The 12,032-nt window shown below is 60.0% G+C and carries 12 protein-coding genes; 6 read left to right on the top strand and 6 right to left on the bottom strand.

Annotated elements, in window-relative coordinates:
• Window positions 1-155: 155 nt before the first annotated feature.
• The 6 genes from GGI60_RS29785 to GGI60_RS29760 all read right to left on the bottom strand — a co-directional run bounded on the left by GGI60_RS29785 (window position 156) and on the right by GGI60_RS29760 (window position 5,521).
• Complete coding sequence (locus GGI60_RS29785) at window positions 156-881, bottom strand: SDR family oxidoreductase (protein ID WP_183920089.1); 726 nt, start codon at window positions 879-881, stop codon at window positions 156-158.
• A 12-nt stretch (window positions 882-893) separates the two neighbouring features.
• A complete protein-coding gene (locus GGI60_RS29780; protein WP_183920087.1) occupies window positions 894-1,955 on the bottom strand; it encodes an ABC transporter ATP-binding protein in 1,062 nt (353 codons plus the stop codon).
• A gap of 108 nt (window positions 1,956-2,063) precedes the next feature.
• Window positions 2,064-2,270: a DUF2160 family membrane protein gene (locus GGI60_RS29775; protein ID WP_097583474.1), complete on the bottom strand. Its 207-nt coding sequence runs from the start codon at window positions 2,268-2,270 to the stop codon at window positions 2,064-2,066.
• 4 nt (window positions 2,271-2,274) lie between these two features.
• Window positions 2,275-3,111 (bottom strand): carbohydrate ABC transporter permease, encoded by an 837-nt coding sequence (locus tag GGI60_RS29770; protein ID WP_183920086.1) that lies wholly within the window; start codon window positions 3,109-3,111, stop codon window positions 2,275-2,277.
• 4 nt (window positions 3,112-3,115) lie between these two features.
• Entirely contained in the window at window positions 3,116-3,991 is an 876-nt protein-coding gene (locus GGI60_RS29765; protein WP_183920084.1) for a carbohydrate ABC transporter permease, read from the bottom strand.
• A gap of 96 nt (window positions 3,992-4,087) precedes the next feature.
• Window positions 4,088-5,521, bottom strand: a complete 1,434-nt coding sequence (locus tag GGI60_RS29760) for an extracellular solute-binding protein (protein WP_183920082.1) — start codon at window positions 5,519-5,521, stop codon at window positions 4,088-4,090.
• 296 nt (window positions 5,522-5,817) lie between these two features.
• On the opposite strand from GGI60_RS29760, the gene GGI60_RS29755 reads away from it, so the two are divergent.
• The 6 genes from GGI60_RS29755 to GGI60_RS29730 all read left to right on the top strand — a co-directional run bounded on the left by GGI60_RS29755 (window position 5,818) and on the right by GGI60_RS29730 (window position 11,816).
• On the top strand, window positions 5,818-6,702 hold the full coding sequence (locus tag GGI60_RS29755; protein WP_183920097.1) for a sugar phosphate isomerase/epimerase family protein: 885 nt from the start codon (window positions 5,818-5,820) through the stop codon (window positions 6,700-6,702).
• 61 nt (window positions 6,703-6,763) lie between these two features.
• Window positions 6,764-7,990, top strand: a complete 1,227-nt coding sequence (locus tag GGI60_RS29750) for an ROK family transcriptional regulator (protein WP_183920080.1) — start codon at window positions 6,764-6,766, stop codon at window positions 7,988-7,990.
• A gap of 30 nt (window positions 7,991-8,020) precedes the next feature.
• Window positions 8,021-8,998 carry a sugar kinase gene (locus GGI60_RS29745; RefSeq protein ID WP_183920078.1) on the top strand — a complete coding sequence of 326 codons (978 nt, stop codon included), beginning with the start codon at window positions 8,021-8,023 and terminating at the stop codon, window positions 8,996-8,998.
• Window positions 8,998-10,275: a D-tagatose-bisphosphate aldolase, class II, non-catalytic subunit gene (locus GGI60_RS29740; RefSeq protein WP_183920077.1), complete on the top strand. Its 1,278-nt coding sequence runs from the start codon at window positions 8,998-9,000 to the stop codon at window positions 10,273-10,275. The genes GGI60_RS29745 and GGI60_RS29740 overlap by 1 nt, the downstream gene beginning before the upstream one ends.
• Before the next feature lie 30 nt (window positions 10,276-10,305).
• Window positions 10,306-11,031 (top strand): SDR family oxidoreductase, encoded by a 726-nt coding sequence (locus tag GGI60_RS29735; RefSeq protein WP_183920075.1) that lies wholly within the window; start codon window positions 10,306-10,308, stop codon window positions 11,029-11,031.
• Window positions 11,032-11,042: 11 nt separating this feature from the next.
• Window positions 11,043-11,816, top strand: coding sequence for an SDR family NAD(P)-dependent oxidoreductase (locus tag GGI60_RS29730; protein ID WP_183920073.1), 774 nt, complete (start codon window positions 11,043-11,045; stop codon window positions 11,814-11,816).
• Window positions 11,817-12,032 lie beyond the last annotated feature (216 nt).

Raw genomic sequence — 12,032 nt, 5'->3', positions numbered from 1 at the left:
GTCAGGCTCATAACCTGAAGGCCGCAGGTTCAAATCCTGCCCCCGCAACCATATACAAAAATAGCCCGCAAATCCGGCGGGCTTTTTGATTCCTAGAGACGTCAATGCTAGCAGTCAGCGATGAGCGATGAGCTGATTTGCGAATCCAGAATGCCTCAGGCGATCATATAGCCCCCGTCCACCGGCATCGATATGCCGTTTACCATGGCAGCCTCGTCAGAGAGGAGAAAAAGGACAACTTCGGCAATGTCCGCTGGCTCAGCGAAGCGACCGACAGGAATTCGCTTCATCATCCCCGCGGCCTTCTCGGGGTCGCTCCATGCCTTTACCGCCATCGGCGTCATCGTGACCGTTGGGTGGACGCCGTTCGCGCGTATACCATGAGGCGCAAGCTCCTTTGCCATGACCCGGGTCAAGCCATCCAATCCTCCCTTTGAGGCACAATAGGCCGCGTGGTCGGGGATGCCGATGAAGGAGGCGACCGACGAGACATTGACGATGGCGCCTTGGCGACCGTCCTTGATCAGCGAACGGGCGTATTCCTGGCCGACGATCATCGGAGCACGCGTGTTGACCGCGACAAGACGGTCAAATGCTTCGACTGTTGTCTCCAGGAACGGCTGGAGCTCGGTCGTGCCGGCGCAGTTGACGAGGAAATCGGCCGGAAGGGCGGCGATCGCCGCCTCTCTCGTCGCATCGGCGTCCGCGAGATCGACCTGTATGGCCCGGCAGCCGGATTCCCCACGCAGCGCTTCGACATCGGCGGCACTCCGGGTCAGGGCGACGACATGCGCGCCCCTTTCGACCAGCATTTTCGCGATTTCTCGTCCAATGCCTTTTCCGGCGCCGGTCACGATGACCGTCTTTCCTTTGAACTCCATAGGTCGTCTCCCTTACAGCCTCTGGCCTGTTTCCCGATCAAAGATATGCGCACGCCGGGGATCGATGTGGAAATACATCGTCCGTCCGGGATCGATCTCGATGCGTTCGCGGATGAGGGCGTCGATGGGTACGCCTCCGGTGCGGCCGAAGATCAATGTCTCCGAACCCGTGGGCTCGAACACCGAGACTTCGACCGGAACGCCATCCTCGCCGATCGTGATATGCTCCGGCCGGATGCCGTAAGTAACGGCTCGTCCTTCGTCCGCATTTGTATTTCCCAGGGGAAGGGCGACACCCTGGTCGGTGACGACGACCTTTCTGCCGTCGCGGGTCGCGATGCGGCCCTGCAGGAAGTTCATCGACGGGCTGCCGATAAAGCCGGCGACGAAGAGGTTGACCGGGAAGTCGTAGAGATCGAGAGGCTTACCGATCTGCTCGACCCTGCCGTCGCGCATCACCACGATCTTGTTGGCCATTGTCATGGCCTCGATCTGATCGTGCGTGACGTAGACGGTGGTGGTCTTCAACCGCTGGTGAAGCTCCTTGATCTCGACTCGCATGGTGACGCGAAGCTTGGCGTCGAGGTTCGACAACGGCTCGTCGAACAGGAAGACCTTCGGATCGCGGACGATCGCGCGGCCCATCGCCACGCGCTGACGCTGCCCACCCGACAGTTGCTTCGGATAACGGTCGAGATAGGGCGTCAGGTCGAGAATCTCGGCTGCCCTGCCGACCTTCTCGTCGATCTCCGCCTTGGGGCGCTTGGCCATCTTCAGCGGAAAGCCCATGTTCTCGGCGACCGTCTTGTGCGGATAGAGTGCGTAGCTCTGGAACACCATCGCGATGTCGCGCTCCTTCGGAGGAGCGTTTGTGACAACACGGCCGCCGATCCGGATGTCGCCGCCGCTGACGGTCTCGAGACCGGCGATCATGCGCAGCAGCGTGGACTTGCCGCATCCGGATGGACCGACCAGCACGACGAATTCGCCGTCCTCGATGTCGACGCTGACGCCGTGCATGACCTGAAGCGCGCCATATTTCTTGGTGACGTCGCTCACCTGTACGTTTGCCAATGTCGTGCCTCCCTAAAGCAGTAATTTGAAGCGCCACAGCGTCCTTTGCGCGTCTTGGAAGACGCGCTACTCTGTCGTGTCGTGATGGTGTTGACGGAATTCATCGGCTCATCCCTTCCAGACGAGATAGGCGCCGAGGGCCGCCGAGATTGCTGCCGCAAACCATACCGAAAGCCCGAACGGCTCGATGAACCGCATCCAGAACAGCGAGAGCGCGACCCAGATCACCACCGAGATGAAGAGCCGGTCGAACCAGTTCGTTTCGATCGGGAGAAACCCTGGCTTGCGTTCGTCATTTCCTGATGGAGACGTCATGGCTTCATCCTTTCACGGCACCGAAAGTCAGGCCGGCAACGATGTGACGCTGCACCACCGAAAAGACGATGAGCGCCGGAACCAGTGTCAGCATTGAGATTGCCGCCATGATGCCCCAGGCCGTTCCCGTCGTGGTCACGTATTCCGACAGGCCGGTGGTCAGCGTCCGCGCATTGAAGTTGGTGAGCGTCGCCGCAAGCAGGTATTCGTTCCAAGCAAACACCCAGGTCAGGATCAGCGTCACCGCAAGTCCTGGCCGCGCCAAGGGAAAGACGATGTCGTAGAGAACGACCCATGGGCTGGCGCCGTCCATATAGGCGGCCTCATCCAACTCCTTCGGAATGCCTTCCACGGTCGGGCGCAGCGTCCAGATGGCGAAGGGAAGATTGAAGGAGCAATAGACCAGAATCATGCCCAGCCGGGAATCTGCGAGCGAGAAGTCGCCGATCTTGTAGACCTGCGTCAGCAGCAGGAAGAGTGGCAGGAGGAAGACCGCCGGCGGCGCCATGCGGTTGGTGATCGTCCAGAAGAAGATGCTTTCCTTGCCGGCGAGGTCGAAGCGCGTCAGGGCGTAGCAGGCAAAAAAACCGAGCGTCGTCACGAGGAGCGCGTTGCCCGACGAAATGATCATCGAGTTGAGCATGTATCCGCGCAAGGTCGGATTGGTCAGCACATCCTGGTAATTCTTCCAGAAGAAGCTCCGGAGAATGACATCGGGCGTCGAGAACAGGTCGAAGGGCTGTTTCACCGAAATGACGAACAGCCAGTAGATCGGGAAAAGGGTCACAAAGCTTATCAGGGTCCACAGGACGGCCGGAAGCCAGGGGATCTGCTTCTTCATCGCTTCAACCTCTCTTTACGCGGGGCGCAATCAGGCCGACGTAGAGCAGCCAGCAGACGACGATAGTGAGGTAGAGGACGGTGACGGAGATTGCCGAACCATAGCCGTAATTCGTCTTGGGGAAGACTTCCCGGAAGATATGGACGCCAATGTAGCGGGTCGATGAACCCGGGCCGCCTCCGGTCAGCATCAGGACTTCGTCGACGGTACGGAGTGCATCCATCAGCCGGATGAACACCGTGGCGAGCAGAGCCGGGCGGATCAGAGGGAGCGTAATGTGCCAGAAGATCTGGCTCTTGCCCGCGCCGTCGATCTGCGCCTGTTCGAAGGGGTCTGACGGAAGCGAGACGAGAGCGGCGATCAGCGACAGGGTGACGAGCGGCGTCCAGTGCCAGATGTCCATGATCACCGTCACGGTGAAGGCCGCGACAGCACTCTGGCCGATATTCAGATCGTACCCGAACCAGTTCCTCAAAAGATAGGGAATGATGCCGATCGACGGTGTGGTCATCAGCTTCCAGACGGAGCCGACGATGATTGGCGCCATGATCAGCGGTAGGGTATGGATCGTGCGAAACACTGCTTTTCCGGGAAAGTCCTTGAGCAGCGCCTGGGCGAGGATGTAGCCGAGAACCAGCTCCGACACGACGGCGAACAAGACGAATGCCAGGGTTATGCCGAGCGATGCCAGGAACTGCGGGTCGAAGACGAGCCGCCGATAGTTTTCAGCCCAGTTGAAGATCATGCCCGGATTGGCCGCGAACGGGTTCCATGAATGGAAAGAGACCCAGAGGACATAGATGAACGGAAAGATCCCGAACAATCCGAGGATCACTATGGTCGGTGACAGCAACAGCCACCCGAGCTTCTGCGAATGCATCGCCTATCCCCCATTGAACGTTATGTGGACGTCCGCTCCATTCCGGAGCGCAAGATGACGGGTCGTCGGAACGACCCGTCAGTTGGGGAGGATGTTTTATTTGCGATAGCCGAGCGAGGTGAGCTCCTCTTCAGCCTTGGCCGCCATCTGGTCGAGGCCTTCATCGGGACCGATCTTGCCCGTCAGGATGTCGTAGAAGATCGGAGCGGTCGCTTCACGCACCTGAGCATGGAAGGGGTAGGGAGGAGCACCGGCGAAGAGCTTGCCCTGGTCCTTCAGCATCGTGTAGAAGCCGCCGAGCTTGACGTCCATCTCCTTCACCTTTGGATCGTCGAACGTCGCCGTGTTCGTGATGCGCGGTGCGGCGATGGCCCAGTCGGGCTGCACTTCGTTCTGACCGATGAATTCGAGGAAGAGCAGCGATGCTTCCTTGTTCTTGGACGTGACCGGCACGCCGAAGGCGCCGCCATCGTAGTAGCCGATATAGCCTTTTCCGGCTTTCGCATCTTCCAGCACGCCCGGCTCGAGCGGCGGCAGAGCAAACCCGACCTGGCCGACCACCTTCGACTGCGCTGGATCGCTGGCGATCCACGCGGCGTTCTCACCGTAGATCAATCCCTGGGCGACGCGGCCCGCGGCGAACGTCGTTGCTGTTTCCGTCCAGGTTGACTGCGTCGATTCCGGCGGGGCGATGTCGCGCAGGTGCAGCCAATATTTCAACGCGGCCTTCGCCTTGTCGCCGTTCATCGCGCCGCCATGTTCGACCGTTGCCGCATAATTGTTCTTGGCGTCGATGCCCCAATTATAGACGCCGAAGGTTGGCACGATGGACTCGAAGAATTCATACCACGACGCCGCATGGCCTGTATGTGCCTGAGCAGTCGTGCCCCAGAGTTCCATGCCATTGTCCTTGCCGTATTTCGTGAAGAATTCGGCGATCTGGGTGTATTCCTCGTGGGTGGTCGCCGGCTTCAGGTCCTTGCCAGTTTCCTTCTTGAAGGCTTCCTTGATCTTCGGATCGTCGAAGAGGTCCTTGCGATAGAGATAGGTCTTCAGGAAGGCTTCCATCGGAACGCCGAAGAGATCGCCGCTCGTGTCCTTGAAGTAGTCGGCAAAGCTGGTGAAGTTCGCATCGTCGTAGGTGGGGGCTTTCAGATCCGGCTGGTCTTTCAGCGTCTTCGTGATGTCGATGAGGAAATTCCTGGCGAGATAGGAGTAGATGATGTCCTGTTCGATGTAGACCATGTCATAGATGCCGGTCTTGGATTCCATATCCTTGATGGCCTTGTCGTACATCTGATCCCAGGACGTCGTCTCGATGTCGACCTTGATGCCGGTCTTCTTTTCGAATTCCGGAGCAAGCACGTTCTTGATGTAGTTCGACGGCGGGGTGCTTTCGGTGACGCCGTGTAGGGTGACGCCCTTGAATTTAGCACCGGCGTCGGACCAGAAGTCGGCCCAGGCCGGTGAAGCAGCGGCGGCGAGGCTGAGCGTCAGCGCGAGTGCGCTAGCCTTCAAAGCATAGTTCATTTCCAATCCTCCCAGAGTGCAGCGAGATCATTTCGCCGGTGCTTTGTGTAGGCCAAAAAAACCGGCAGCGCAACATTTGTTGTCAAGACATGCAAATGCTCTGTCTATCCTATTGATTTTCGCGGAAACTAATCTTTACGGGAAGCCCCAGTATTCTCGGTCCGAGATAAAATGTTGCGATGCAAGCAATTTTTGCAAAGCAGCAAAAAACATGCCACGAAAATTATTTGTTGCCTAGCCAAACTAAATGCCCTAGCACTGTCCGTAATCAAAGGCATTTCGTGGAGGAAAAGACCATGCGTCGATTGGGTATCCACTCATTTGTATGGACAGGCGGCCAAACGCAGGAAGGGCTGGAGATGGCCCTCAACAAAACGGCTGAACACGGATATCGCACGATCGAATTTGCCTATCTGCGCCCTGAGAAATTCAACCTCGATCGATTGGCCAAGCTTGCCCAGTCCCTTGACGTCGAGATTGGCGTAACGATGGGTCTTCCGCTCGACAAAGATGTATCGAGCGAGGACATATCCGTTGTCTCCGCTGGCAAGCAGACGTTGGCCGACGCCATTCGCGCGGTGCGCGATATCGGCGGCAACAAGCTCGGCGGGATTCTGTATTCCGCGCACACCAAGTACAATCGCCAGCCGACGAAGAAGGGCTGGGACAACAGCGTCGCTGCGATCGCTGCGACCGGGGAAATCGCCACACAGGCAAATGTCGACCTCGTCCTTGAGATCGTCAACCGGTTCGAGACGAACCTGCTGAATACGACGGCGCAGGGACTCAAGTTCATCGCCGAGACGGGATCGGAGCATGTCCGTCTCCATCTCGACACCTTCCACATGAACATCGAGGAAGCCAACCCGGCCGCCGCGATCCGTCTCGCCGGCGACAAGATCGGCTACTTTCACATCGGCGAGAGCAATCGCGGTTACCTCGGCGACGGCGTGATCAACTTCGATCTGATCTTCGACGCGCTGCTCGACATCGACTACAAGCGCGACATCGTGTTCGAAAGCTTCTCGACGACGGTTGTCGACGAAGGCCTGTCGCTCGCCTGCGCGATCTGGCGCGATACCTGGGAGGATAATGATCCGCTCGCGGCGCACGCGAAGCGCTACATCGAGCTTAAATATGACGAGGCCAAGCGCCGCCGCGCCACAAACGCGCGGCCCTGATCATCCTTCTGACAGCCTGTTCCAATCGTGTAAGGGTTGGGCGACTGAAGGGAATTGCAAGATGAACGACACCGTCTCCATTGGAAGTTCGCCGCGCCGGATCCGGCAGAACAATATCGTCGCCGCCTTGCAGACGATCTACGCCCACGGGAGCCTCAGCCGGGCGGATCTCGCCCGCAAGCTCGGCATGAATCGCTCATCCTCGGGAGAGATCGTCGCTGAACTGACGGAAGGCGGGTTCGTTCAGGAGTCGGACGAGGGTGCAAAGCAGCGGCTGGAGCATTCCCGTGCTGGGCGCCCGGGCATCATGCTCGAACTGGTTCCCGATGCCGCATTCTTCGTGGGGATCGAGATTGGCGTCGAGCATATATCAGCGGTCGTTATCGATCTTTCCGCCGAAGTCCGGGCATGTCGGAAAATGGCCTTCGATACGCCGTCCTCCACGGTGGAGGAAGCCATGGCGCAGGGTGTCGAGCTTATTGTCAGTGCGATGGCAAAGAGGATGATCGGAAAGTGCAAAGGTCTCGGCATATCGACGCCGGCCCATATCCGGCCGGATGGATTTGTCACCCTCGCACCCATCATTGGCTGGCGAGACGTACCGTTGAAGGAGATTGGCCAATCCGCCTTCTTGGCCGCCTTCCCAGCCGCCGTGCCCATCGCGGTCGAAAACGACGCCAACGCCTTTGCGATCGGTGACAGCTATCGTCATGGCGCCGCAGGTGTGACCCTGTTTCTGCTCATGGAAACGGGCGTCGGCGGCGGCATCATGATTGACGGCAAGCTGTTCCGCGGCGGCCACGGTCTGGCGGGAGAAATCGGCCACACCCTGGTGCCGGGAAGCGGCGGTCAGAAGTTTGAACAGCTGATCGGTCGCGAGGTGCTCATCAGACAGTATCGCGAGGCTGTCGGACGCCAGGAAGCGGATCTGCAGGAATTCCTCGGCGACGTTCGTGACCGTGTCCCGGCTGCCGTCAATATCGCCGAAAGCTGGTCGCGGCATCTCGCATACGCATTGCTGCAAGCCTGTCGTCTGCTCGATCCGGACAGGATCGTACTGGGCGGCTCCGTGGCATCGCTCTACCCAATGGTGGCCGCACGGGTGGCGGTCCACATGTCGGAGGGCCAGAACATCCCTTTCCCCACGCCTGAGATCGTCGTGGACGATGAGGCGGAGTTCGGTTCCGCCTTCGGGGCGGCATGCATGCTGCACCAGCGCTTTCTATCATTGGAAAGCGAGGAGTTCGGCAGCGAGGATGGTGCGCCGGCCCAATCGGCGCCGGGTTGATGACAAGAACTTTCGAAAGCAGGATTGCACATGGCTTCAGCACTGGCCCCGGATGCGCTTGGTCCTACGGTCTGCGTGGGCGAGATCCTTGTGGAGATCGTCGCCACGACCGTCGGAGACGGGTTTCTCGAAGCCCAGCCGCTCGTCGGTCCGTTCGCGAGCGGGGCGCCGGCGATCTTCATCTCGCAATGCGGTCGCCTGGGCGGCAAGGCGGCCATGGTCGGCGCCGTCGGCGATGACGATTTCGGCCGTGTCAATACGGACCGCCTGAAGCGCGACGGCGTCGATGTTTCGGCGATTTCGATCGATGCGGACTATCCCACGGGAAGCGCGTTTGTTCGCTATCGCGCGGATGGCTCCAGAAATTTCGTATACAACATCGCCACATCCGCGGCGGCCCGCTTCGGCTGGTCTCAAACGGTCGGCGATCTCATCGATCGAAGTGGACATCTTCACGTGATGGGCTCGGCTCTGTCGGTCCCCAGTGCGCGCGAAGTGATCGACAAGGCGGTCGACATCGTAAAGGCGCGCGGGGGAACGCTCTCGGTGGATCCGAACATTCGCAAGGAATTGAAGCTGGACGAGGACACCGAGCGCCGGTTTTCCAAGCTTGTGGCCGCCGCCGATCTCGTTCTGCCGACCGGAGAGGAGCTCGAGCGTGCCGCAGGTGTCGAAGGCGAGGCAGAAGCGATCCGTCGCTTGTTCGAGATGGGCGTCAAGGAGATCGTGCTGAAGCGCGGCGTCGACGGGGCGACCTATTTCGGCAGGCAAGGAGACCGCATCGACGCTCCGGCATTTGTCGTTCAGGAGGTCGACCCCACCGGCGCCGGCGACTGCTTCGGCGGAGCCTATCTCACTTGCCGGCGGCTCGGAATGTCTCAGAAGCAAGCGTTGACCTATGCCTCGGCCGCCGGCGCCCGCAACGTGACGGTCCTGGGTCCGATGGAAGGTGCCGGCACTCGGCAGGAACTGGACGCGTTCATCGCTTCAACGGAAAGGCGGCGGTGATGCAGGTGCATCTCAACGAACTGGCCAGGCTGCGGATTGAAGGCCGTCCGACAGGCGTGACCTCCGTATGCTCCGCCCATCCGATCGTGCTCCGCGCCGCGCTCCGGCACGGGCGGCAACAGGGAAGCACCGTCCTCATCGAGGCTACCTGCAACCAGGTCAACCACCTTGGCGGCTACACCGGAATGACGCCAAACGATTTCGCGTCCCTCGTCGTGAAGGTGGCCGCCGAAGAAGGGTGCCCCGAAAAACTCATCCTTCTCGGCGGTGACCATCTCGGCCCCAATCCCTGGCGCGACCGCCCGGCGGAAGAGGCCATGGTCGAGGCTGAGAAGATGATTGCCGCCTATGTCGCGGCCGGTTTCCGAAAGATTCACCTCGACGCCTCGATGGGCTGCAAGGGCGAGCCGGTGGGGCTTGATGATGAAACCACGGCCCGTCGCGCCGCCCGGCTGGCAGCAGTCGCCGAAGCTGCAGCGAAGAAGGTCGGCGGCGCAATGCCGGTTTACGTCATCGGAACCGAAGTGCCGCCGCCGGGCGGGGCTGATCATGCCCTGACAACAATCGAACCGACGGATGCGGCAGCGGCACTGAAGACGATCGATGTCCATCGTCGGATCTTTGCGGAGGCAGGACTCGGGCAAGCGTTTGGACGCGCCATCGGGCTGGTCGTTCAGCCGGGCGTCGAGTTCGGCAATCACAACGTGATCCTGTATGAGCGCAACAAGATAGACACGCTGAAATCAGTGCTCATCACGCAGCCGCAATTCGTGTTCGAGGCTCACTCGACGGATTATCAGGGAAGCCGACCGTTGTCCGCGCTGGTGGAGGACGGGTTTTCCATCCTGAAGGTCGGTCCCGAGCTGACCTTCGTCCTGCGCGAGGCGCTCTATGCGCTGGATGCGGTCGCGTCGGACCTCTTGCCCGATTACGGCCAGCGTCCGCTCTATGCGGCGATGGAAGCGCTGATGCTCGAGCAGCCAGGCAATTGGAGGCGCCACTACCACGGGAAAAATGCCGAGATGCGCTGGCTACGCCACTACTCGCTGTCAGACCGCATCCGCTATTACTGGGCGTCCGCTGAAGCGCAAGATGCCGTCGGTCGCCTGTGCGAGGCGCTTCGAGGGCAATCCGTACCGCTGCCGTTGTTCTGGCAGCATATGCCGGCCGCAGAAGATTTCGCGGATGCGCCGCTCGATCCGGAACAGGTTTTGATCTGGAGAGTGACGAAAAGTCTTTCGGACTATCACGCAGCCTGCGGCATCGAGAAAAATTAGCAGTCAGGATCAAGACAGGAGGAAAAAGCGATGAACGAATTGAATGGGAAGATCGCGGCGGTCACGGGTGCAGCGTCAGGCATAGGATTGGCCTCGACCGAGGCGATGCTCGCCGCCGGTGCGACCGTCGTGCTGGTGGACCGGGATGAGAAGGCCCTTGAGACGATTTGCGCCCGGCTTGGCGAGCGCGCTATTCCGCTGGTCATCAACTTGCTGGATCCGGACCGGTGTGCGGGACTGCTCGAAGGCGTCCTGTCGAAGACCGGCAAACTCGACATCCTGCATGCCAATGCGGGCACCTATATCGGCGGCGACCTCATGGAAACCGACCTCGATGCCATCGATCGGATGCTCAATCTCAACGTGAACGTCGTCATGAAGAACGTTCGAAATGTCATTCCTCACATGATCGAACGTGGCACTGGCGACATCGTCGTCACCAGCTCGGTCGCGGGACATTCTGCGGTTCCGTGGGAACCGGTCTATTCGTCATCGAAGTGGGCGATGACGTGCTTCGTCCAGACGATGCGACGCCAACTTCTTAAAAATGGCATTCGTGTGGGGTCGGTTTCTCCAGGGCCGGTGATCAGCGCTTTGCTCGCAGATTGGCCGGAGGAAAACCTTCGCAAGGCCAAGGAAGCTGGGGCTTTGATCGAGCCCAAGGAAGTCGCCGATGCGATCATCTTCATGCTGACCCGGCCGCGCAACGTCACCATCCGCGATATCGTGGTGCTTCCCAGCGCATTCGATATCTGAAGGAGCCGAGCATGAGCTACCAGGAGAAATTTCGCCTCGACGGCGAACGTGCGGTGGTCACAGGCGGAGGGCGTGCGATCGGCCTTTGCTGCACCGAGGCGCTGGCGGAGGCGGGTGCCGCCGTCGTCGTTATCGAACGCGGCGAGGCCGACGCCCAGCAAGCGCTTGCGCTGCGCGACAAGGGCTACGACGTCGAAGTCCAGGTGGGCGACGTCACCGATGCGGCCCGCATGGATGCGATTGCGACCGAACTTGCCGACCAAGGTCGGCCGGCGACGATCCTCGTCAACAATGCTGGAATTGGCCAGAGTGGCATCCCGGCGGAGGAGCTCACCGATGCAGACTGGCTGCGCATGATGGACGTCAATCTCAACGGCGTCTTCTGGTGCTCGCGCGCCTTCGGTCGTCCCATGATTTCGCTGAAACGCGGCGCCATCGTCAACCTCGGCTCGATGTCGGGACATATCTGCAACCGGCCTCAACCCCAGACGGCCTATAATGTCTCCAAGGCGGCGGTCCATCATCTCACGCGTTCGTTGGCCGCCGAGTGGGCGCATCACGGCATCAGGGTAAACGCCGTCGCGCCCACCTATATCGAGACACCGATGGTGGTGGCCGTCGAAGCCAATCGCGAGCGGATTCCGCTCTGGCTCGCCGACACGCCGATGGGAAGGATGGGAACGCCGGAGGAGGTTGCAAGCGCGGTCCTCTTCCTCGCATCGGGCGCCGCCAGCCTGATGACCGGCGCAATAGTCAACGTCGATGCAGGGTTCACCTGCTGGTAACTCCAGTCTTCTCAGCCAGTTTTGCAAATCTCTGTGCGATCATGCCCCCGCAACCAAATACACAAAAGCCCGCCTCGTGCGGGCTTTTTTGATTCCAGAACACATCAGAGCAACCAGCGACGACATAACTGTAATGTCATTGTAAGAGGTGCGTCACCGTTATACCATGTAGCCTGACAAAGTGCACAAGTGCTTAGTGTATAGCCGGAGCCGAAG

The organism is Rhizobium lentis (genome assembly GCF_014200175.1).
GTDB classification, from domain to species: domain Bacteria; phylum Pseudomonadota; class Alphaproteobacteria; order Rhizobiales; family Rhizobiaceae; genus Rhizobium; species Rhizobium mulingense.
The sequence above is the reverse complement of the archived record's forward strand: the minus strand, read 5'-3'. Positions and strand labels throughout refer to the sequence as shown.

What these genes read in the sequence shown, in the direction of transcription:
- GGI60_RS29785 (WP_183920089.1), bottom strand. Translation starts at nt 881, where the DNA reads ATGGAGTTCAAAGGAAAGACGGTCATCGTGACCGGCGCCGGAAAAGGC.
- GGI60_RS29775 (WP_097583474.1), bottom strand. Translation starts at nt 2,270, where the DNA reads ATGACGTCTCCATCAGGAAATGACGAACGCAAGCCAGGGTTTCTCCCG.
- GGI60_RS29770 (WP_183920086.1), bottom strand. Translation starts at nt 3,111, where the DNA reads ATGAAGAAGCAGATCCCCTGGCTTCCGGCCGTCCTGTGGACCCTGATA.
- GGI60_RS29765 (WP_183920084.1), bottom strand. Translation starts at nt 3,991, where the DNA reads ATGCATTCGCAGAAGCTCGGGTGGCTGTTGCTGTCACCGACCATAGTG.
- GGI60_RS29760 (WP_183920082.1), bottom strand. Translation starts at nt 5,521, where the DNA reads ATGAACTATGCTTTGAAGGCTAGCGCACTCGCGCTGACGCTCAGCCTC.
- GGI60_RS29755 (WP_183920097.1), top strand. Translation starts at nt 5,818, where the DNA reads ATGCGTCGATTGGGTATCCACTCATTTGTATGGACAGGCGGCCAAACG.
- GGI60_RS29750 (WP_183920080.1), top strand. Translation starts at nt 6,764, where the DNA reads ATGAACGACACCGTCTCCATTGGAAGTTCGCCGCGCCGGATCCGGCAG.
- GGI60_RS29745 (WP_183920078.1), top strand. Translation starts at nt 8,021, where the DNA reads ATGGCTTCAGCACTGGCCCCGGATGCGCTTGGTCCTACGGTCTGCGTG.
- GGI60_RS29740 (WP_183920077.1), top strand. Translation starts at nt 8,998, where the DNA reads ATGCAGGTGCATCTCAACGAACTGGCCAGGCTGCGGATTGAAGGCCGT.
- GGI60_RS29735 (WP_183920075.1), top strand. Translation starts at nt 10,306, where the DNA reads ATGAACGAATTGAATGGGAAGATCGCGGCGGTCACGGGTGCAGCGTCA.
- GGI60_RS29730 (WP_183920073.1), top strand. Translation starts at nt 11,043, where the DNA reads ATGAGCTACCAGGAGAAATTTCGCCTCGACGGCGAACGTGCGGTGGTC.